Here is a 21,901-nt window from a genome sequence, read left to right as displayed (position 1 = left end):
TGCGCCCCCTCAAACGGAAAAACTTGCGTGAATTCTAGAGAAGGACTCCCTATGACGGAATCGACAACCAATTCCATCGCCATGATCGAGGCTGATGGATTGTCCAAGTTTTATGGCCCCTTTGCCGCAGCTCGAGGGATCTCGTTCAAGGTCAACAAGGGCGAACTGGTTGCCTTTCTCGGTCCCAATGGTGCGGGGAAAAGCACGACCATGAAGATGCTTACCGGCTATCTATCCCCGAGCGAAGGGGTGGCTAGGATTGCCGGGCACGATATGGCCAGGGATCGAATCGAGGGTTCGAAAAAACTTGGATACCTCCCTGAAAATGGACCGCTCTACCCCGACATGACCCCCTTTAGTTTGCTCAACTTCTTTGCGGATGCTCGTGGTATGGCCACCGATTACAAGAAGACTCGCGTCGAGGCCGTTATCGAGTTGTGCGATTTAAAGTCCGTGGTTCATAAAGCGATAAGCAAACTTTCTAAAGGGTTCCGTCAGCGTGTCGGTATGGCCCAGGCCTTGCTCCATGAGCCTGACGTTCTCATTCTTGACGAACCTACGGCAGGTTTGGACCCGAATCAAATCCGTGAGGTTAGAAACACGATGCGCAAGCTGGGAGAGACGAAAACGATTCTCCTGTCGACTCACATTCTCCAAGAGGTCGAGGCGATGGCATCTCGCGTCGTCATGATTAACGAGGGTCGCAAAGTTTTTGAGGGAAGCGTAGCCGAGCTCAAGGAAATCCAAGGGGATTTGGCCGAAGCGTTCCACAAACTAACAGGGGCTGCCGCCTAGGGATAAATCCCGAGGACGGTTTTCGATCCCTGCCTTTGAGGCACGGATCAAGCACAATTTACAAACATCTAACACAAATTTGTTGTTACACGATTACTAGGACTGAATACCGTGAATAACGTTTTGGCTGCTTTAACCAAGTTATTGGTATTGGATCTAATTTTCCTTGGCGTGATCCTCGTTGTCGTCATGACGCTGTCGATGTCTCGCAAGGTTGGGTATGCCGTTCTGAAACGAAATTTTTATGGCTACTTTTCCAATCCAACAGGCTATGTCTTCCTTTGCTTGTTCGTGTTGTTGACTGGCTTAGCAGCATTCTGGCCGGACGAATTCTTCAGCTCGAACCTTGGGACCTTGGCACAGCTCAACAAATGGTTCACCTTTATCATGCTCTTCTTCATCCCAGCTATCACGATGAGCATCTGGGCCGAGGAGCGAAGACAAGGCACCGACGAATTGCTCCTTACACTCCCGGCAGACGACTTCGATATCGTCATCGGGAAATACGTAGCAGCAGCCGCGATCTACTCCGTTTCTTTGCTGTTCTCGCAGTTCTCCACCTTTTTGGTTTTGGCCTATCTTACGCTAGGTGATATCGACACAGGCCTGTTCTTCACCAATTACCTTGGGTACTGGTTCATCGGACTGGCGATGATCTCCATCGGTATGGTGGCGTCCTTTCTGACGAACAATCTAACGGTGGGCTTTATTTTGGGAGCGTTGTTCAATGCCCCGCTCGCCTTTGCCTCGTCGCTGCAAGCGATCTCTGACCAGAACGTTACACGCTGGGTCAAGAATTACAGTGTCCCAGAACGCTTTGACGATTTCGGTCGCGGTGTTATCAGCCTGTCCAGCATTAGCTACTTCGTTCTGCTCACCGTCCTCGGTTTGTACGTCTGCATGGTTTTGATCGGCAAACGACACTGGAGTAGCGGATCGGGCGGGAATCAACGACTCGGGCATTATCTGCTTAGGATCATTCTCATCGTGGTGATGGTGCTCGGCGGGGTTATGCTTTTCCGCAACAAAGACCAACGGCTCGATGCGACCGAGCTCAAGATCAGTTCTCTCTCGCCTGTCACCAAAGAATTGATCCGCTCGCTGGGTTCCGAGCGTGAAATCATTGTGGATGCCTACCTATCCGATGTGGTTCCTGACGACTACGCGAGAATTAAGTACGAGATCGTTTCTACTCTGAAAGAATTTCAAGCGACGGCAAGTTCAGCCGGGGTTGCCTTGCAACTGCGAATTTTCGACTCGGTCCAGACGGCCAGCGAGGAAGAAAAGCAAGCAGAGCAGCAGTACGGAATTGTGCCGCAACCAGTTCGATCCCGCGAGCGTGGTGAATATTCCGATGATGCCATCCTGTTGGGGGCCGCCATTCGCAGCGGCTTACAAAAAGTCGTCATTCCGTTTTTCGAACCGGGCATTCCCGTTGAGTACGAGCTCGTGCGTTCTTTAACAACGGTGTCGAAACCTACCAAGAAGAAGCTTGGTATTCTCAACACAGACGCTCAGCTAATGGGTGGCTTTAACGCGAGCGCTATGCGTCCCACAAACCAGCACCCCATCGTCGCTGAGTTAGCCAAACAATATGATGTGGTCTCCATTTCCGCAGCATCTCCGATCGACGTTGAGAACCTCGATGTGCTGTTGGCTGTTCAGCCATCGTCCCTGTCGCCGGAGGATATGACGAACTTCATCGAAGCGGTTAAGAACGGTTTGCCGACAGCGATTTTCGAGGATCCGCAAGCTGCTTTCTGGTTGAACGTGCCTGGCACAGGCGAGCCAAAACAAGCCGGTGGACCGATGGCCATGTTCGGTGGTGGCGGGATGCAACCCAAGGGGGACATTCGCCCATTGTGGAGACTATTGGGTATCGATATCCCAAGCACGCCAGGAGCGATGGGGCTCCCTGCTCCAGACTATTGTTGGCATGAATTCAATCCTTATCCGATCCTGCGAAATCTTACCGAAGCGACCGATTTATGGGTCTTTGCAAGCAAAGATGCGATCGGTGGAGAAGATGCGTTTAGCGATGAGAGCGAAATTACCAGTGGGCTGCGCGAAGTGATGCTTCCGTTCCCATCCGTGATACGCCCGATGTCCGGTGTGGAATCGGTAACCGTTACCCCACTGATTAAAACAGGTACCAAGGCTGGTACGATCTCGCAGATCGATGTGAACAGTATTGAGCGTTCGAGCTTGTCGCGAGCGACGGAGTACAAACTGCGTCGCAGCGACTCGGTGGGGCAGCAAATTCTGGCAGTGTTGGTCCAAGGTAAAGATGACCAAAAGAAAGACTCATCGGCGGACGGAATCGAAACGACTTCAGAGAGGAAGTCGAAGCCGATTCATGCCGTGTACGTTTCTGATATCGACATCCTCTCTGAGGTCTTTGTTAATCTACGAAATCGACCTTCGGAAATCGAGAACATCAATTTCCAATTCCAAAACATTACCTTCCTACTCAATACGATTGACGTTCTGGCAGGCGAAACGAGATTCCCTCAGATTCGAAAACATGTCCCTGTATTCAGCACTCTAAAGCTGATCGAAATCCAATCCGAAAAAGCCTTGGAGGAAGAAGAAATCAAGCGACGTGAGTTTAGCAAGAACTACAACGAAGCCATCGCCAAACGGGAGGAAGAAAACTCCAAAGTAGAACGAGAGCTTCGAGAGCGTATCGAGAATCTTCGAACCAAAGGGAATATCGATGCCGAAGACTTGCGGGCTCTGGAAGACCTACAATTCCAGCTCCAAGCCAAGGCTCAAAACGCCCAGAAACGCTTCATTATCGAGAAAGAAAGATTGCAGCGCGAACGTGATGCTGGAATTCGGAATGCAAAGAATGATGCAAAGAACGCGATTAGAAAGATCCAAGACTTCTATAAATGGATTGCTGTCGCCATTCCGCCCATTCCACCACTTTTGGTTGGAATCATCGTGATGGTCTCTCGAAGACTGCGCGAACGAGAAGGCATTTCCAAGAACAGACTCAAGTAACAACCTAGAAAAGCAAACCGGAGAAGACCAAAGTGAACGAAGGAAGCAAAACTGGTGTTTTCGCCCTAATCGCTGGCGCGGTAGCTTTGCTGGCATGGGTGACCACACCTCGCAACACCGTAGATCAATCAGCCAAGGCTCGAATGGGTGCCGTCCTGTTCGAGGAGTTCAAGGATCCGCTCGACGCCTCCTGGCTTAAGATCGTAAGGTTTGATGATGCCCAGCAGGCGACCGTCGAATTCGAGGTCGCGAAAGATGCTAAGTCAGGGTTGTGGTCCATCCCTTCTCGAGATGGTTATCCAGCTGATGCATCGAAACAAATGGCCGAAGCCGCGACCTTGTTCGTAGGATTAAAGGCTTTAGATGTCGCTAGTGAGAAGCGAACGGACCAAGAGCTTTTCGGAGTGCTGGAGCCCAGCGTTCAGCGCGAGCAAGGTGGGGATGGCGTCGGTATGCTCGTTCAAATGCGAGATGCTAAGAACAATATCCTGGTAGACATCGTTATTGGGAAAGAAACCGATGATGGTAAACGCTTCTTGCGTGCTCCGAACGAAGATGTGATCTACGTTGCTGATATCAATACCAATCCTTTGTCAACCGACTTCAAGCAATGGATCGAGGGGGATCTGCTCAAGCTTAGCAGCAACGATATAGAAACCATCGGTATCAAGGATTATCAACTCGTCCCCACCAACCAGGGGCTCGCACTCTCTCGGAACTACGAAGCAACTATCAATTTCGTTAGTTCGACGGGACAATGGGAGCCGAAACAAATCACAACTTATGGGGCTGAGGGTAGAGAGGAAAGGGTTCTCACCGATGAGGAGCAACTCAACGCTACCAAGCTGAACGACATCAAGACCACCCTGGATCGATTGACACTGGCAGATGTTGCCAAGAAGCCTACCGGTCTAGCTGCCGACCTCAAGGGAAATCGCAAGCAACTCGGTGAGGATGCATTGCTCTCCTTGGCGAAACGGGGCTTTTACCCCGATCCGCAACAGAAGGACGGAGATGTCGTGGAGTTCTATTCCGAAAACGGTGAGCTCATTGTGTCACTGCGAAACGGGGTTCAGTATGTGCTCAGGCTCGGGGGTTCGGCTGGTGCTGACATGAGCCAACCCATCGACAGCTCCGACGAAGGCAAGATTTCCATCAACCGATATCTTTTGGTCACTTGCCGCCTAGATGAATCTAAGATCCCCGAGGCTTTACTGGAAAAAGCTCCTGAAACGGTAGAAGAGCTCAAGGCGATGGAAAGCCTTCAAAAGAACTCGACGATTCCCTTTTCACCCAACGGATCAATTCCTTTCGGGGACGAATCCACGATGCCACCCATTCCCGAAACCACTGGCAATGATGTACCGCCCGTCAACCCTCCTACGGAAGCAGTCGATCCCCCCGCTGAAACAACGGTAAAGGATCCGGAGAATACCGATCCACCCAAGGCGTCCACCAGCGAGCCACCAGTAAACGACGATCCAGGTGTTCCGGTGGCCCAAGCCTTTGGTGATAACGCCGCGAAGCTGGTTCGTACGCGTCCTCAAGACGGAGAGCAGCCACCGCAACAAACGACTGAGGCCCAGCAGACTGAGGCTAGCCAGACAGTAGCCGCTCAGGAATCGCAAGAAACTGCCCAAGAGCCGCCAGTGGTGGAGACCGCAGATGACAAAACCGACGAAAAAGCCGATGACGATCAAGAGCTTACGGAGGAAGAGTGGAAGGAGCGATTGGCGGTCAAACGTGACGAGGTCACAAAGTCCAATCAACGAAAGATCGAGGATCGTGCTGAGAAGCTGAATCTCGCTAAGAACAAGGTGGCAGAACTCAATCGCCGTTTTGCAGACTGGTACTACATAATAAGCGAGGAAGACTATCGGAAGCTCAAAATCAAGCTGGATGATTTGATTCAACCCAAATCAGCTGCTGCGGCTTCACCCTCCGCCCCAGAGATGCCATTCGGCTTCTGATCAAGAGTCTACAGAAACGGCCTTACCGTAAACTGGACCTCTCGGTCCGGTTTTCTTGACCCTGGAACCGGTGAAGAGAACGATTTTTTGCGAAAACCCAAACACTGGTTAAGCAAAAACTGGGTTGTGGAGCAGAGCAGGATCGGTTATCCTGCTAGGTTCGCAAAACAACTGAACACCGCATTACGCGGTGGCTTAAAAATCCATACTTTTATTTAACGGGGAGCCGGCGCTCGTGGGTGTTAAGAAGACAGGTCGAGGACGTCGTAAGATTGGTCGTAAGAAGAGGCGGATGCGTGCACGAATCCGTCACCGCAAGAAGTAGCCTGTGATTTAACGAGCTTTCGATTTGCAAATCTCCGCGTGAGATTTCATATTGTTTAACCGCACGGGCATCGCCCTGCGTTGGTTTAACCGCACGGGCATCGCCCTGCGTTGGTTTAACCGCATGGGCATCGCCCTGCGTTGGTTTAGGGTTCCAGCGTGGTCATCGCCCGTCAGCGTGCCACGCAATCTGCCTCCGCCGGTTGACCAATGGCTGCCTCCGCCGGTTGACCAATGGCTGCCTCCGCCGGTTAACCAACGGCTTTGTCGCCGCTGGCGACACCCGGCTCGCTTCGTATTGCTGGACGACACCGTACGCCTTGCGACCTCACGCTAACATTTATTTTCGCTTAACCGCATCGGCACCGTCCTGCGTCTGAGGTTTCAGCACCTTCGCCCCCCGTCAGCCTACCCAGGCAATCCCCCCTCCTGGCCATTCTTCACCGGCCATTCTTCACGGTATCGACACGGATTTATAGTCGTCAATGCTTGTGCTTTTAGACGATTATGAAAAAATGTATGGTTCTAACGGCTTGTTGATAGCCCACTAGCGTTCTCCCACCAACCAAGATCTAAAATTTACGATATGGCAACGGTAACTAAAGAAGAAATCGCTTCGGATCCTTACTTTCAAGATCTCTTCGCGGAACGAATCGGCGGTGCTTCTTATGGAAAAGGGAACGAGATTTATAAGTTCGAGAAAATCAAGCGAGCCAAGAGAAAGGCCTTAACGGACTATCCTGATCGCTCCCTACTCGATTTTGGCATCGGTGAAAACGATTCCATGGCGAACGAGAAGGTTCGCAGCCAAATGGCCCTCGAGGTCAATGAGCCTTCCAACCGAGGCTACGCCGACAACGGCATCGCGGCTTACAAGCAAGCGGCCGCTCGGTTCATGAAGCGACAATTCGGGGTCGATCTCGATCCCAATACCCAAGTCAATCACTGCATCGGGAGCAAAACGGCTCTGTCGATGCTGCCAGCTTGCTTCATCAATCCAGGGGACATCACGATGATGACCGTGCCCGGCTATCCGGTCGCTGGTACCCACACTCGCTACTACGGCGGGCAAGTTCATAGGCTTCCGCTCCTTCCCGAGAACGGCTTTTTACCGGATTTGGACTCAGTATCAGACGATATCTGGGAAACAACGAAGATGCTTGTCTTGAACTACCCCAATAGTCCGACCGGGCAAGTTGCGACGCGGGAGTTCTATGCAAAGGTTATCGAACTTGCCAAAGAAAAGAGCTTCGTCGTCGTCCAGGACGCTGCTCACATTATGCTGACGTTTCAAGGCGAGCCGTTGAGCTTTCTTGAGATTCCCGGAGCGATGGATGTCGGGGTCGAAGTACACTCCATGAGCAAAGGCTTTGACATGATCGGTTGGAGAATCGGCTGGGTGTGCGGCAATGCAAAAATTGTCCAAGCGTTCTCGGACGTGAAGGACAATTGCGACAGCGGGCAGTTTGCGGCCATCCAAAAAGCGGCGATCGCGGGACTTGATGACCCCAGCATTCCTGCTGGAATCAATGCTAAGTATCGTCGCCGTCTACGTAAACTCGTCTCGGTCCTCAAAGATTGCGGATTCCAGTGCGACGTTCCTGGCGGGAGCTACTTCCTCTACACAAAGGCTCCGCGAGGTGTCGCTGGCGGACCCCGCTTTGCGAATGCCGAGGAAGCGTCCCAGTATTTCATTACAGAGCACTCGATGGTCACCGTTCCTTGGGATGATGCCGGACCTTATCTACGGTTCTCCGTGACCTATGAGGCAGCCGATGAAGCAGCCGAGGATGCTCTCATGGAAGAAACCCAGCGAAGGCTCGGATCGATCGAGCTAGAATTTTAATCTGGCGCCCAAACATGACTTTATCCAAAGTATTGCAGCCATTGGTTTGCTGTTTTGGTGATGCAGTTGCGGGAAATCCGACCCAATTCGTGATGTCTCGCACTGCTGCCGAAACTGGTATGGACTGGCGATTTTTCACCGCATACGTTCAGCGGGAAGACTTTGAAGCCGCGATACGCGGCATCCGAGCTCTCGGACTGCAAGGGTTCTGTGTGCTGGACCCTTATCAGGCGGAAGTCGTTCCGTTCATGGACACGGTCACAGAGTCCGCATTGGCACTGGGGAGGGTCACAGTCGGTCGGGTCGAGGGCAGATCTTGGCTTGGCGACAATCTCCAGGGACAATCAATCTGGCTTACAATCCAAAAGGCCACTAACCAGATTGCAGGAGAGGTTAAGGTCGACGATGACAAGCAGCAGGCTAGAAGTAAGCTGCTTTGCGTTTCCTCACCTGCGTTGGCGAAGAGCATCGCCGTAAGCGAAAGAGATTGGGACGCCGAGTTGCATCATATTGAACCATCCCTAGAAACAGAGGTCCCTGACTTTCAGGAGAATGATGCGGCCCAGAAACCGATCGCATTAATCGTAGAAGGACGCATACCACGGGGCCTTGTTAAAAAGCTTGCGACTGTCAATTGGGCAGATGATGCGTGTTTTTTACAAGTTAGTCCGCGAACGGAACGGGAATCGATAGAGGATCTGGAGATCGCCAGACAGTTGGGTTTGGTTCCTATCGATCGGCTTGAACTGGTGGCTCAAGAAGCGGCATGCAATTTCCAATTTTGGACAGGCTCTTCCGCAAACCACAACCTCATCAGAGAGTCAATTGAAGAGCATCAGTCCTGCTAAAATAACAGTTAGCACAGGCCGGTAAAACCGACTTTCTTCTCTTGTTTCCGACCTCTTCCATGGCCAGATGATTTTATGCGACGTTTACCAGTGACGGTTCTTTCCGGTTTTCTCGGGGCAGGCAAAACCACTTTGCTCAATCATATTCTCTGCAATCGAGAGGGCTTGCGAGTCGCCGTGATTGTGAACGATATGAGTGAGGTGAATATCGACGCCCAACTAATCGCTGGTGGGGAAGCGAGGCTGAGTCGCACCGATGAAAAGCTGATCGAGATGTCGAACGGTTGCATATGCTGCACGCTTCGAGAAGATCTCCTGGTCGAGGTCGCGAACTTGGCCAAAGAAGGCCGCTTTGATTACTTGCTCATCGAATCAACCGGCATTTCGGAACCAGCACCCGTGGCTGACACGTTTACCTTTGCCGTTGGCGACGGGCTGGCCCTATCGGATCTATCGGAACTGGACACAATGGTCACCGTCGTGGATTGCGCGAACTTTCTCGAGGACCTGGATTATAGCGAAGACCTGCAAAGCTTAGGGAAAGCGGTCAATGATCAAGACACCCGGACAGTGGCCGACTTGCTAATCGATCAAGTTGAGTTTGCCAACGTGATCGTTCTTAACAAAACGGATACGGTAGACGAAGCGACGGTTCAACGGATCGAATCTTTGATTGAGCGATTGAATCCGTTTGCTCTCAAGATGCGAAGTGAATTTGGCAAGATTGAGCCCTCCAAAATTCTTGGAACAGGCCGGTTTGATTTCGAGGTAGCGAAGCAGTCCAAGGGATGGCAATTAACTTTGCGTGGCGAGGGAGCGAGCGAATCGGAGGAGTATGGTGTCACCAGCTTCGTATATCGATCGAGAAGGCCCTTTCATCCCCAGCGATTCTATGATCGGCTTAGCCAGGATTGGTTTGGTATCTTACGATCCAAGGGATTCTTTTGGTTAGCCAGTCGGCTCGACAAGATTGGAGTTTGGTCGCAGGCGGGCAAGGTAGCGAGGTTGGATTTTGGTGGATTTTGGTGGGCCGCAATCCCGCAAGATCGTTGGCCTGACATACCTCAGATTCGAGAGGGCATCCAGCGAAATTGGAATCCCGAAGTGGGTGATTGTCGACAAGAGTTAGTTTTCATCGGGATCGATATGGACGAAGTCGAAATTTACGATTCGCTACAAGCATGCTTGTTAACCGATGAAGAGTTGGCTCTAGGGCCAGCCGCGTGGGCTGACTTCGAAGATCCCTTTCCGAAATGGAATCGAACCATCGATGATGTTCTGGCATCGTTGGAGAGTTCTTGATAGCGAACTAGGTAGACGGAACGGATTGCCGCGAGAGGGCGAACTGTACTAAATGGTTCACCAACGGTTCTAACTGGGGAGGGTAAGCCCGCGATAGCTCTCGCAATTTCGATAATCGCTCCTGGGTTTAAGAGTTGATCAAACGTAGCAACTCTTCGGTCGTCAGCTTGCCACTACGGTCGGTCCCTTCAAGTAGGCTTTCAGCTAGATCGCGTTTGGTCGCATGCAGATCTAGAATCTTTTCCTCAATCGTGCCAGCCAGAATCATGCGGTAAATGGTAACGGGGCGTTGTTGTCCGATGCGGTGCGCTCGATCGGACGCTTGATCCTCCACCGCCGGATTCCACCAAGGGTCCAGATGGATCACATAATCGGCTGCCGTTAGATTCAATCCTGTTCCACCAGCTTTTAGACTGATTAGAAAAACATCACCTTGTCCCGACTGAAAGGCTTCGACCCGTTCTTTGCGAGCCCGCGCTGGCGTGCTGCCATCGAGATATTGATAGGCGATCTCATGTTTGTCCAGTTGCTCGCGGACGAGTTGCAAGTGGTCAACGAACTGGCTAAAGATCAACGCTCGGTGATTACCACTGCGCAGTTCATGGATGGTTTCCATAACTTGCGTCAGTTTTGAGCCTTCGATGGTCGACTCGGGCATCACGAGCTTGGGATGGCAACAGGCGCGTCGCATACGCATGATTTCACCTAGAACCTGAAGCAGCTTCGGTTTTCCATCAGCAACCTCCGCCAGTTTTTCGATCGCCCGCAATCGAACCGCGTCATAGAACGCAGCTTCTTCGTCGCTGGGTTGAATTCGTAGGGTCGTTTCGGTTCGCGATGGTAGCTCGGTTAGCACCTGAGCCTTGGTGCGACGCAAGATGAATGGTGCAACCAGTCGTTTGAGTCCCAGACGCGCGGCACGATCTCCGTCTCGCTCGATCGGAATCGCGAATCGCTCTTGAAAATTCTCCGCGCTTCCGAGCAGTCCCGGGTTGATGAAATCCATCAGATTCCACAACTCGCCCAGATGATTTTCCATCGGCGTCCCTGTCAATAGAAAACGGCAATCGGCGGACAATCGCTTGGCAGCTTTGGAACGTTGAGTTGCCGCGTTCTTGATCGCTTGGGCTTCGTCGAGGATCAATGTACTAAAGGTAATCTTTTCGAGCTCCTGGATTTCGTTTTGCATCAAGCCATAAGAGCACAGCAAAACGTCTCGCGAGGTGAGCGTATCGAGCAGATCCTTTCGAGATGATTCGGCCAAAATTCGCGGCTGCAACGTGGGAGCAAAACGTGTGATCTCGTCATTCCAGTTGTGAATCACCGATGTGGGCGCGACGACGATTGCAGGTCCATCGGCGGCACGCTGTAACAAAACCGCTATCGCTTGGACCGTTTTCCCCAGCCCCATGTCATCCGCCAAACAGCCTCCGACACCCCATGCCGCCAGACGCTGCATCCAAGCGATCCCATCCTGTTGATAGGGACGCAGCTCGGCTTGAAACGTCTCAGGTACATGGACATCGATTGTTGTCGACCGCCGCATTCGCTCTACGCATTTTTTCCAATGCGCGTCGGCAGTGACTTTTATTTCGCCCAAGTCCTCGAGCAGCCCGACGTGAACCGCTCCGAAACGCAGCTTACCTTTGGCGGAACGACGATCGCCAAACATTCGCATATCGTCGATGCGCTGCCGCAAGTTGTTGGTCAGCGCCAGGTATTCGCCATCATCGAGCTTGATGAAGCGACCGGGCGATGCCGATACTAGGTCTAGCAATTGCATCATGTCGATGGAACGGTCACGATCAATCATGAGTTCCCCAGAAGCGGCAAACCAATTGTGGTCACGACGTATTCGAACCCGCATCATCGACTCGCTCGCTTCGCCGGCCAAACGCAACGATCGACCTTTCGGCCAGTGCAACGTTACATTTTCACTCTGCGCTAATGGTTCGAGAGCGAGCAAAAGTTCGAGGGATTCGAATGGCGTGGAGAAGCTAGCGGTCCACGAGTCGGTAAGATGATTTGCGATCGTCTCGCATTGGTCGATCAACGCTTGTCCGTTTTGCACCTCGAGAGGCAAATCACGATGGGCCGATATGGCTTCACCGTCGATCGTGGCGAACAATGTCGTTCCGCCTTCGCCTGGTCGGCAGATGGGGCCGGTCTCACCGAACGGTCGTACATAGAGTTCCGCTCGCAATCCTTCACCGCTGGGGAGCAAGCGAACGTGCAACCGAGGATCCCCAGCAACCTTCTTCGCGGGAGTGACAACGTTGTCTCCGGGGGCCGTCTCATCGACAGGCTCCCTGTTCTTTTTGCGTCTTCGCTTGCCGATTGGATTCGCGCTGCGATCAAGGTCACCAATCTCGGAGTGGATCGTCACCACCGAAGCGAGTTGGGTGATCGTTTCGAGCACCTTAGCTGAGGCCGACATGGGCACTCGCAGCCCCTTGCCTAGCATGGCTTGCAACGTGTGATGCGAAGCTTCGAAGAACGTGATGGTGATTTGATTCGGTCCAGCTTTTTCGAATAGGACTTCTTTTGAACCATTCAGTTTTGGATCGAGAGCCAGTTCTAGTTGAGAATCGTCCAGTTGGCGAACGACTAGCGTGACAGGCTTCTCCACGATTTCGACAGGCTGTTCACGTTCGTTGGGGCGATAGATGCGAGGATGGCCGATCAACGCGCGTGAACCCGACCGCGTTTCGAACTCGGTGTGCTCTTCAGGATAGCCATAAGGACCTCGCACGGACCAATGTTTTAGGCTCTGACACAGAGCCCGGTCTTCAGGAGTTAGAAACGAAAACTCTAACGTAGCATGTTGTTGAAACAAGCGTGACAATGCGATCTTGCGACCTTTAGACCACTGAGAGCCTTTGCGTGTTTGGTGAAAAACGTCTAGGTGGAAACCATAGCTATTGTGATGGATTTCGAAGATCAAGCGTTCAGGCGACTCTGCTGTTGTACTCGCCGTTGCGATGGGCTTATTCATGCCCCCGAGCAATGCGATCGCATTAAGCGTACGTGCCCAAGCAGGCTCGGGTTGAACGAAATCCATCAAGCTGGTGGTACCATGGATGCGATGGATTTGCTCGGCCAGTTCTTGTTGCTGCTTCGCCGTAGTTATTTTCGAACGTCCAGCGGCAGCGAACGTTTCGGCTGCCAACCAGAAGCATCCTTGGGTGTGAAAAGCTTGCGCAGCATCGACCAGTCCATCGACTTGGGCTTTCTGGTCCGCCTCAGCCGCCAACCACGACTGCAAGTAACCGGCTGTCCACTTAGCGAGCGGCGATTTAATCGTTTTGATATCGGAAAGAAGTTTGGTGATGTTGCCAGGCGTTCCCATGAACAACAAACCGTTCTGAATGACGGCGAACGCGTCAGCATAGGGTGTCACATTGGGCTTGATCGCGGCCATCGTCGCCTTGAGAGCTTGGTCACGCGGAACGCTAGGGTGCCCCGCAATGGCTGAGAGTGTTGCAAGAATCGAGGGGAGGTCACCCAGTTTGGTCAGCGACTGCTTGCTCGCTCGATTGGACAGCGTCCCGGCAAGCAACTTAAATGCGTCGCTAAAGTCTCCGCGCAAAAGCTTCAAGCAACCCTCGACGTCTTGCATCTTGCCCGCCATTTGCAAACGAATTCGCTCCAGCAGCGCTACGTTTCCGGAGGCGAGCCCCCATTCGAGCAGTCGGGGCAGCGATTTAGCGGGAAAGGGCGACTCATTGTCGAGTCGCTGCTGGAGTTCTGCTACCGCGTTCGCATCGGATCGTCCCTTGGCGATCCAACACGGAATGACGAAGGAAAAGTAATCAGATTGGATCTCGGAAGCAAGTCTTTCGAAGGTTTTCTTACAAAAGGGTTCCAGTAAAGGCAATGCTCCCACGTGAATCTTGTTTCGCGCGGCCTTCCACTTCTCGGTATCGCTGGAGTAGAACGCGACATAGAAATCGAGCACTGCCGAGCGATGAATCCAGCGGTCGGGGGGATTTGCAAGCTCGAGAAATCGTTTCGAGTTGTCTCCCTCAATCCCTTCCCGGATGAGTACATCCATAAGGGCATCAACGGGGCGTTTAGGGTACTCCGAAAGAAAACCGCTCTTTGTCCATTGTTTTAGTACTTCTCGTATATCCGTTTGAGTAAAACTGCGACCGTTGCTTTTTTTCAGTTCAAAGGATTTAGCTCGGCTATGGAGGTCACCGTAATACGTATTCCAATGCTGAAACGCGAGCAATTGCATCAAGCACTTGCTGGTTCCGTCGAACCGATGGTATTTGCTTTGCAGTTCATTCATGGCAGCATTCTGCCCGAAAACCGCAACTTTGAAAATCCATCGGTTGTATTTCTATGGCAGAGTGACTTCGATGTTAAGGGGTAAGGGGTAAGTAGAGCCAGGAGCTGCGAAGTGGTTCGCAGGCTGGATTGTTTGTTAGGTAGCTTAGTCATCGATGCCGACGAGAACTTCGCTGCCAGCTCGCGTACCCAGGGCACGCCAAGCGCGTAGGTCAACGCTCTCAGAGATGAAACTTACGCTTCCGTCACAACGGGTTAGATTGACAACCCCCGTGTGATTACTGCGGGCACCGAAGATCCCATAACCACACGTGTTCATGTCCATCCAATCCGAGTTCGGTGGCAGATAGTGACTGTAAGCACCGTAGTACTCGCGGCCATTGATCCAACCACCACCTCGTTGACCATTGAACCCTCGACGAATTGCTAAAGCCATCGCTTCGTAAAGTGACGGGTCTTCGGGGGCTTGGAAACCATTAGCCAATCCTGGGACAGCTGGCGGAATCGTACTCGATGTCCACACGCAAGCCACGTTGATCATGGTGCGGCGTCTCTCCGCACGACTCACGGGCTCGGGGACATTATTTTGTTCAAGACCCCGAAGGGATTCCGAAAACGCTGCCGTATTGCTTAACCCATCCGTGATCGATCCGAATTTCACCTTCGCATTGGTCCACAAGATCCCATCAGTTGGTCGCCGCGAATCGTAGTTCGTTCCGACACTGGTTCCCATGTTCATGTGATAATTGAGGCCAGCGAATTGGTTGATGGGCCCAGAGCCACTCATAGTTACCACCTCGAAAATTTGCGGTCCACCGTCACTGGGGCACAAGAGCATAGGAACCACGGTGCGAGCAGGCTCGACAAACTGCGGCTGAAGAATTCCAGGGCAACAACCAATCTGCAGCCGCTGTGCAAAATCGAGTTGAGAAAACAAGTTTCCCTGTTCGTAGAAAGGCATCAACGCCGCTTGAATAGAGAAATTCCCTGCGTTGCCACCTTGTATGCCGTATAGAGCAGGTAACTGCTTGTAGGCCGACTCATAGTTGTGGAGTGCCAATCCCATTTGCTTGAGATTGTTCGAACATTGCATCCTGCGAGCCGCTTCCCGTGCAGCTTGGACCGCTGGGAGTAACAAGCCGACGAGGATCCCAATAATCGCAATCACCACTAGCAGTTCCACCAAAGTGAATGCACGTCTTGAATGGCTAAAGTTTCTAAACCGGAAATATGTCATGATAAATTTGTTGTCTGTTATTAAAGATGAAAAAACGTCGTACGCCACAACCAATCAGTGCGCACGTATCCATAGTCCCTCGCGTAATCACATTGATTTCCAACCGAGAAAGGAATCTCGCTCAGGGAAATCTATTGATCGCAACGCAAGGAATTCGGTAGACGCCTTGTAATGAATACAAAGCGATAACAATCTCGGCACGCAGACGACCAAACCGCTCTACACGAACGGATCGATTCGTCCTACGAGCTACACGTAGCTAGAGGCACAGTCACGCTACCCGTTAAAAGGTGTACCAAGTAGGGATCAGAGCAAGCAGGCACTATTCCAAATGAGTGCTATACAAAGAGACAGCCCTCACAAGTACAAACCCTGCCCAATATGAGCCAATACATGCACCACTCTAGCAAGCGGCTAGGTGCATCCGAGGTGGCGGGACGGGGATTTCAAGAACGGTTTCTTCAGGCCTAGAAACCAATGTGAGAGCGTCCGTTGTGAGGTACTGAATCGTCTGGCCACCTACACACTCAGGAGCGACGAAGGGCGGAAGCATAGTCAAACCAAAGTAGTTCGAATCACACCTAGGCCCATCGATTATCGGGATAGAAAATTGCTTTTTTTGCTTAGCTTTTGGCTTAACGCCACCATCCTTAGAGCCACCGTTTCCCGCTAGGGAGACTCGTGGAGTTGCTGTTCCGCAGTAGGAATCGGAACGGATGAGACGCGACAGCAAGTTTAGTTGCGGTGCCGATTCGAATCGGTCGTCTTGGCCGGGACCGTTCTCTCGGCTGGTGCTATTATTCGAGCAGCAACTATTCTCCTGGCAGCAACACCGTGCGGTACTGCTCGCATCGCAGCGGCAACAATCCTTTGCATGCCTTGACGCTGATTGACCAGCGAGAAATCGGAACGTGGGAGCTTTAGGACTTGGAAAGAGACTTGTGCAAAAAACGATCGTAAGTAGGTAAACACCTACTCGACCGAATTGCTTCGCACCTCTTTTTCTAAAGCTATTCACAACGATTGCGTACCGAAAAATTTTTTGTATCGAAATCCTTATGATAGATGGTAGGTTACTCAGAAGGGCAAGACAATCTCAGGCAGACGGTTTTAGCACGGGAATCTATTTGCAGCATTGTCGCAGTCGGCGATGCGTCTTCGAAATTTGTCGAAGTATTCGTTGACACAAACTGACACCCCATTACATTACACGCACCTGAGGTGATCTACGTTAGCAAATAACGGGATGAACAGGGAACTCCGGTGCGTTTCTTTTTGAGAGGCAATTCCGGGACGGTCCGGCCGCTGTGTGCTGCCCGCGATTTCGAAAGAATCGCAATCGTCGCTCCTTTCTAACGAATGAGCCATTGTCCTTCCGATTCGGTGCCCTTCGGCACCGTCGGAGCAAAAGGATGAGAAGGCTGTGAGCAGGCGATACGGCAGTGAGTCAGAAGACCTACCTCAGGTTAGACGATGTCGTGCCTTCTTGGATTGAGGCAATCGTTGCGAAGAGTCGTTCTGCGAAGTGTTTCGTTGCACAGAGGCTCCTCGAACACGTTAGCACGTTTTGTGTTCCTAAGTTCCCTGCAGTCCCGCTGCATTTTTTACTTAACCGTCATTTGTTGCTGCGACGCGGACATATTGGGGACGACGACGATGGGGTTCATCTTATGATCCTTGATATTTCGGAAAGTCTAGTATCCCCTTGTACCGGTGTTTGTCGACTCACAGGGGATTCCTATTGCGTCGGTTGTGGTCGCACGAGAAGCGAGATAGCAGAATGGTCTGTTGGGGACCGCAAAACCCAGGCCGAAATATTGAAGAACGCTAGAGAGCGATTGCAGCCCGAGCGTTTAAAATCTGGATTTACGCTGGTCGAATTGCTAGTTGTCATTGCGATCATCGGCGTCCTCTTCGGGCTGCTATTGCCAGCGGTTCAGGCAATTCGCGAAGCAGCCAGGCGTATGCAATGCGTGAACAACCTAAAACAGATTGGGCTCGCGATTCACAACTATCATGGTAGCTATCGTAGGTTTCCAGTAGGGGGTGCTGGAGCAGTAAGCCTTACCAATCCCACCGTACGGGCACGGTGGAGAGCGAGCTGGGGAGCTGCCTCGCTACCTTACATCGAGCAATTGCCCCTCTATATGGAGATCGACGTCGGCGTACCGTACATCGATCCAGTGAATCACTCGGGTGGAGCCAAGCTTGTTTCAACCTATCTATGCCCGTCAGCCACACAAACAGAACTTTATCGACCCAATGGAGACGATCTCAGTTCCAGTGTGTTGTTCGGCAGAACGGACTACGGCGGCAACTACGGCGAAAGATCGATGCGATGTTTTCCACGAAGGAATTGCCAGAACAACTATTCCGATTTGGGAATCCAAGATGGAGTCGGTCGAGGCGTGATGCTTTTTGGACATGAAAAGCAGATCAGCGTAACGGATATCCTCGACGGAAGCTCACAAACAATCGTCATTGGCGAAGCCCCCGAGGGGAGGCACTCGATATGGATTGGTCACAAAAATGTCTTCGACCAAAGTTCTCCACTGAATGCAAAGGTCAAGCTCGGATCCCATTGGGATTCGTGCGCCCCACCTTTCAAAAGTCGCCGTGGAGATTTTTGTGATTTTGGGCAGGAGTTTCATAGCTACCATCGAGGTGGTGCGAATTTCTTGATGGCCGATGGTGCAGCTCGCTTCGTGAACGAGCAAATCGATGTTGTTACGTTTGCTGCCTTACTCTCCCGCAAGGGAGGCGAGATCATCAGCGACTATTGAGGTTGCAAAGTAAACCACTGAGCGAAGGAATCGCATTGGCAAAGTTCACAGTGGTTCCGATTCTGCATTCTCGATTTTTGCCGTCTTGTTAGTTGACATGATTTACCAGACCGTTAAAGTACGCAGACCTGAGGTGATCCACGTTAGCAACTAACGGGATGAACAGGGAACTCCGGTGCGTCTCTTTTTAGAGACAATTCCGGGACGGTCCGGCCGCTGTGTGCTGCCTGCGATTTCGAAAGAATCGCAATCGTCGCTCCTTTCTAACGAATGAGCCATTGTCCTTCCGATTTGGTGCCTTTCGGCACCGTCGGAGCAAAAGGATGAGAAGGCTGTGAGCAGGCGATACGGCAGTGAGTCAGAAGACCTACCTCGGGTTAGACGATTTCGTGCTCTCTTGGATTGGAGCATTCGTCGCAGTTGCTTTTTCAACCATGCTCCCGAGAATGCTTCGCAAGTCGATCAGGCTGAGGGGATTCGGTAAAAGCTGCTGGAGTCTATATCACACTTACTTGGAACTGCTAGAATCGACTCCTTTGTCGTTTGGCTCGTGCGTTGACGCGAGTCTTCGGCGAGTTCGTGCGCAGATCGGGATTCAAGATGCGATCTCTGCTGGTTAATTTCGTTGTTGTGCCACTGCTCTGTTGTGGCTTGTTCCTCCCGTCCACCGCCACATTGCTCGTTCGCAGGCTGCGGCGACGGACTGCACGAGAAAGCAACGAAGGCCGTTAGTCATATTGCTTAGTTGGTTTCCGTAACGAGGGAACGTTTGTTGAATTTTTGTTTTTTAAACCTGAGGATTTAGTTCATGAGAGTTTTGTTTCTATTGTTGTTCGGCATTTCGAGTTTTTGGTCGCTGCCCCGCTGCCACGCAGACGTGCTTGTTGGTTTTGAAGAGTTAAGTTTATCCCAGAACAGTTTTTACAACGGTGCCGACGCGGCTGGTGGTTGGACGAGTGGCGGTGTCTTCTTTAACAACAGCTACAATCCAAACTGGGGCTCGTGGAGCGGATTCGCCTACAGCAATGTTGTGGACAAGACCACATCTGGATTCGGAAATCAATATGCGGCTTTTGCATCGGCAAATCCAGGAGCCGGCGCGAACGGCTCCTCAAATTATGCGGTCGCTTTTGGGGGGGCGAATTCATTCTTTAACATGCCCGAGAGTAGCCGACTCATTTCCATGTCGGTGACGAATACAACTTATACGGCATTGTCCATGCGAGACGGCGACTCGTTTTCCAAACAGTTCGGAGGTCTAACGGGTAACGATCCCGATTGGTTCCGTGTTACTTTTACGGGATTCTCGGACGTCAATGCAACTGGCAGTACGACGGGCAGCGTCGATTTCTATTTGGCGGATTTCCGGTTCGCTGACAACAGCTTGGATTACATTATCGACGAGTGGACCAATCTCAGTTTGACCTCCCTGGGAATCGTTCGATCTGTGAGACTCTCCTTTTCGTCTAGTGACGTGGGAGCTTGGGGCATGAACACTCCCGCTTATGTCGCACTCGATAATCTTCGTTTCGCCGCTGTCCCTGAGCCGTCAAGTTTAGCCTTGATCGCAGTGGCTGGCTCACTTTGGGTATGGCGCAGACGAAAAATGCGTTACACAGAATCGCCACGATAGTGCACAAAGTTCGCGAGGAGTTGGGGACTAGCGACCAAAAACGGGAGTAAGCTACCAGCCTCGCTGTAGCGAGGCGCGAAAGGCTCCGTCGTATTGCCGTCCTTCGCCGTTGGTCAGTGCGGTTCCATAGCCCAAGGTGAGATGGGTTCGTCGCGAATACTCGAAAGTCGTTCCGGCCACGACACTGGTCATGCTCATTGTGCCGGAATAATTCCCCACCTCGATCGGGCCAGAGATCATGGCTTGGCCCCGGTCGATCGAGTTGGCGTGATGAACCTCGAGCATTGGGATAACGCCGGTCAGCCCGCGGCGGGCCTGGCTTTTGTACAGCCATGTCCCCAAGCCGACGCTCACGAGCAAGTGATTAGGATCGTTCATTCTTCCTGCGGTCATCATGTTGTTGTCACCGGCCAGAAGAACTCGGTTACTACCGGCTGCGAGATCCCATTGCAAGAATCCATGAGCGAAGAATCGCTCGTTGGGTGTGAACAACGCGCCTGCGAACGGGTGCAAGTGGACCGCATCGTTCGCGACTCGCAGCACTTCAGTATCATCAGGCAGTCGAACCCGCAGATCGCTTGCCGTCGGAGCCGCGATACCCAATCCAGCCGATACGGCGAGAGGGCCTCGATCGAAGAGCAGGGTCTTGAGATAGGTCGTGAGATTTCCGAATCGCACTTCGCCGCTGGCGTTCATACGATCACCATCCCAAGTGCTAAGAGCCCGCGCGTCAGCAGCGATTGGTGCTCGCACTTCGACGGAGAACAACCCATCCGCAAAAGCTCTTTCAAAGCCTGGGGTGAATCGGTTCAGTGCAACACGAGTGTTTCCATAAGCCACATTATGAAAATGTCCATAATGCAGGAACGTTCGAGTCTGTGGCAACACTGTTCCGCCCTCGGCGATTTTGACACGCCCGACGCCGCCACTTGCGGCATCGATGAGCCGAGTATCAACTCGCATTCGGTACTCGTAGAAGTAGTAGGCATCCAAATCATCGCCACCATTGATGGAGTTGACACCTCCTTGAGTGAATGCACCTGATGAAGGCGCCAAGTAAACCGTAGTTCCAGGCAAGGCATTATTGGCTGAGAAGATTGCATTGACAGCCGCATCATAAGCCGCAGGCGGAGGAGCCAAAGCAATGATGGTGTACGGCAACACAGCGTTCCCCAGTTGCGACTGGATATCTCCGACCGTCAATGCGGTCGTTAAGGTAGCATCGTCGGGGAGTGTTCCGATTAAGTTTACACCTGACAGTGGTTGTCCCGCTCGCAATAGAGCTTGAAGCTCCTGGATCTTGGTTACGCTGCCACTAAAGATACCGATCGGCCCTGTCTCGCTGATCGACAACACGCTGCCGGCCCCTGGTAATACTAGCGGCACATCCAAATCATCCGCGACGATAAACGCCCGATCGATTACCGAATTCGCACCGAATCGCCAATGGGACCCACCAAAAAAATCGCCGATCATGGCGGGGGTTCGGTCCTTAAAACGTAAGGATCTCAAGTTCTCTTTGTCCAGAACAAGCCGCTCAATTGATCCTTGGGAATAACTGGGATCCTCATCAGTCAATAAGATTTCCGTCGAGGGGGCCGGATCGAAAGTTGCTAATCCCGAGCTCTCTTCTGTAGTATCTGCGAACGATGCATCCGAGAGCGAGAAAGTAACCTGGGCGTCCACTCGTGGACCAAAGCCAATCGAGCAAAAACCAGCCACCCCTGAGAGAATAATATTAATAAATCTCATGGATTTGATTCCTGTTTTAACTGTTTACGTCACTGACAGTTATTCTCGATTTTTTGCTTTCTCCGAATTCGACGCTTTTTCCGGTTGATCACTTTTTTCTGGTTTTGCGCAC

The 21,901-nt window shown here is 52.0% G+C and carries 14 protein-coding genes and 2 riboswitches; of the genes, 10 read left to right on the top strand and 4 right to left on the bottom strand.

The genetic code is table 11. The annotated features are described in order from the left end of the window. Nucleotides 1-51 precede the first annotated feature (51 nt). The 7 genes from SH449x_RS04135 to zigA all read left to right on the top strand — a co-directional run bounded on the left by SH449x_RS04135 (nucleotide 52) and on the right by zigA (nucleotide 10,091). Entirely contained in the window at nucleotides 52-795 is a 744-nt protein-coding gene (locus SH449x_RS04135; protein ID WP_482380054.1) for an ABC transporter ATP-binding protein, read from the top strand. 111 nt (nucleotides 796-906) lie between these two features. Then, nucleotides 907-3,801, top strand: coding sequence for a Gldg family protein (locus SH449x_RS04130; RefSeq protein ID WP_482380053.1), 2,895 nt, complete (start codon nucleotides 907-909; stop codon nucleotides 3,799-3,801). A 32-nt stretch (nucleotides 3,802-3,833) separates the two neighbouring features. Continuing rightward, the gene (locus tag SH449x_RS04125) at nucleotides 3,834-5,771 is read left to right on the top strand and encodes a DUF4340 domain-containing protein (RefSeq protein WP_482380052.1); all 1,938 of its coding nucleotides are present in this window, start codon (nucleotides 3,834-3,836) and stop codon (nucleotides 5,769-5,771) included. Between the two features lie 376 nt (nucleotides 5,772-6,147). Further along, complete coding sequence (locus SH449x_RS04120; protein ID WP_482380051.1) at nucleotides 6,148-6,432, top strand: hypothetical protein; 285 nt, start codon at nucleotides 6,148-6,150, stop codon at nucleotides 6,430-6,432. A gap of 249 nt (nucleotides 6,433-6,681) precedes the next feature. Next, nucleotides 6,682-7,941 (top strand): LL-diaminopimelate aminotransferase, encoded by a 1,260-nt coding sequence (locus tag SH449x_RS04115; RefSeq protein ID WP_482380050.1) that lies wholly within the window; start codon nucleotides 6,682-6,684, stop codon nucleotides 7,939-7,941. Nucleotides 7,942-7,955: 14 nt separating this feature from the next. Next, the gene (locus SH449x_RS04110; RefSeq protein ID WP_482380049.1) at nucleotides 7,956-8,789 is read left to right on the top strand and encodes a hypothetical protein; all 834 of its coding nucleotides are present in this window, start codon (nucleotides 7,956-7,958) and stop codon (nucleotides 8,787-8,789) included. 75 nt (nucleotides 8,790-8,864) lie between these two features. Continuing rightward, nucleotides 8,865-10,091 carry a zinc metallochaperone GTPase ZigA gene (gene zigA / locus SH449x_RS04105; RefSeq protein WP_482380048.1) on the top strand — a complete coding sequence of 409 codons (1,227 nt, stop codon included), beginning with the start codon at nucleotides 8,865-8,867 and terminating at the stop codon, nucleotides 10,089-10,091. Nucleotides 10,092-10,218: 127 nt separating this feature from the next. Here zigA and SH449x_RS04100 read toward each other — a convergent pair whose 3' ends face one another. The 3 genes from SH449x_RS04100 to SH449x_RS04090 all read right to left on the bottom strand — a co-directional run bounded on the left by SH449x_RS04100 (nucleotide 10,219) and on the right by SH449x_RS04090 (nucleotide 16,174). Continuing rightward, entirely contained in the window at nucleotides 10,219-14,385 is a 4,167-nt protein-coding gene (locus SH449x_RS04100; RefSeq protein WP_482380047.1) for a DEAD/DEAH box helicase, read from the bottom strand. Between the two features lie 144 nt (nucleotides 14,386-14,529). Then, on the bottom strand, nucleotides 14,530-15,621 hold the full coding sequence (locus SH449x_RS04095; protein WP_482380046.1) for a DUF1559 family PulG-like putative transporter: 1,092 nt from the start codon (nucleotides 15,619-15,621) through the stop codon (nucleotides 14,530-14,532). A gap of 403 nt (nucleotides 15,622-16,024) precedes the next feature. Continuing rightward, nucleotides 16,025-16,174 (bottom strand): hypothetical protein, encoded by a 150-nt coding sequence (locus tag SH449x_RS04090; RefSeq protein WP_482380045.1) that lies wholly within the window; start codon nucleotides 16,172-16,174, stop codon nucleotides 16,025-16,027. A gap of 649 nt (nucleotides 16,175-16,823) precedes the next feature. Continuing rightward, a riboswitch (cobalamin riboswitch) is annotated at nucleotides 16,824-17,099 on the top strand. Here SH449x_RS04090 and SH449x_RS04085 point away from each other — a divergent pair. The 3 genes from SH449x_RS04085 (at nucleotide 17,064) to SH449x_RS04075 (ending at nucleotide 20,037) form a co-directional block, all read left to right on the top strand. Then, on the top strand, nucleotides 17,064-18,404 hold the full coding sequence (locus tag SH449x_RS04085; protein ID WP_482380044.1) for a DUF1559 family PulG-like putative transporter: 1,341 nt from the start codon (nucleotides 17,064-17,066) through the stop codon (nucleotides 18,402-18,404). (Overlaps the previous riboswitch by 36 nt.) Nucleotides 18,405-18,518: 114 nt before the next feature. Next, nucleotides 18,519-18,793, top strand: a riboswitch (cobalamin riboswitch). Further along, entirely contained in the window at nucleotides 18,758-19,024 is a 267-nt protein-coding gene (locus SH449x_RS04080; protein ID WP_482380043.1) for a hypothetical protein, read from the top strand. It overlaps the preceding riboswitch by 36 nt. A 188-nt stretch (nucleotides 19,025-19,212) precedes the next feature. Next, entirely contained in the window at nucleotides 19,213-20,037 is an 825-nt protein-coding gene (locus SH449x_RS04075; RefSeq protein WP_482380042.1) for a DUF4465 domain-containing protein, read from the top strand. A gap of 51 nt (nucleotides 20,038-20,088) precedes the next feature. On the opposite strand, the gene SH449x_RS04070 is transcribed toward SH449x_RS04075, so the two are convergent. Further along, nucleotides 20,089-21,789 carry a hypothetical protein gene (locus SH449x_RS04070; protein ID WP_482380041.1) on the bottom strand — a complete coding sequence of 567 codons (1,701 nt, stop codon included), beginning with the start codon at nucleotides 21,787-21,789 and terminating at the stop codon, nucleotides 20,089-20,091. Nucleotides 21,790-21,901 lie beyond the last annotated feature (112 nt).

The sequence above is a fragment of the Brakhagea baltica genome (genome assembly GCF_052161605.1).
Lineage (GTDB): Bacteria > Planctomycetota > Planctomycetia > Pirellulales > Pirellulaceae > JBKCUI01.
This window is presented reverse-complemented; position numbering and strand designations above follow the sequence as displayed.

Coding starts and splice junctions, on each gene's coding strand:
- SH449x_RS04135 (WP_482380054.1), top strand. CDS start 52: ATGACGGAATCGACAACCAATTCCATCGCCATGATCGAGGCTGATGGA.
- SH449x_RS04115 (WP_482380050.1), top strand. CDS start 6,682: ATGGCAACGGTAACTAAAGAAGAAATCGCTTCGGATCCTTACTTTCAA.
- SH449x_RS04110 (WP_482380049.1), top strand. CDS start 7,956: ATGACTTTATCCAAAGTATTGCAGCCATTGGTTTGCTGTTTTGGTGAT.
- zigA (WP_482380048.1), top strand. CDS start 8,865: ATGCGACGTTTACCAGTGACGGTTCTTTCCGGTTTTCTCGGGGCAGGC.
- SH449x_RS04100 (WP_482380047.1), bottom strand. CDS start 14,385: ATGAATGAACTGCAAAGCAAATACCATCGGTTCGACGGAACCAGCAAG.
- SH449x_RS04095 (WP_482380046.1), bottom strand. CDS start 15,621: ATGACATATTTCCGGTTTAGAAACTTTAGCCATTCAAGACGTGCATTC.
- SH449x_RS04090 (WP_482380045.1), bottom strand. CDS start 16,174: ATGCTTCCGCCCTTCGTCGCTCCTGAGTGTGTAGGTGGCCAGACGATT.
- SH449x_RS04075 (WP_482380042.1), top strand. CDS start 19,213: ATGAGAGTTTTGTTTCTATTGTTGTTCGGCATTTCGAGTTTTTGGTCG.
- SH449x_RS04070 (WP_482380041.1), bottom strand. CDS start 21,789: ATGAGATTTATTAATATTATTCTCTCAGGGGTGGCTGGTTTTTGCTCG.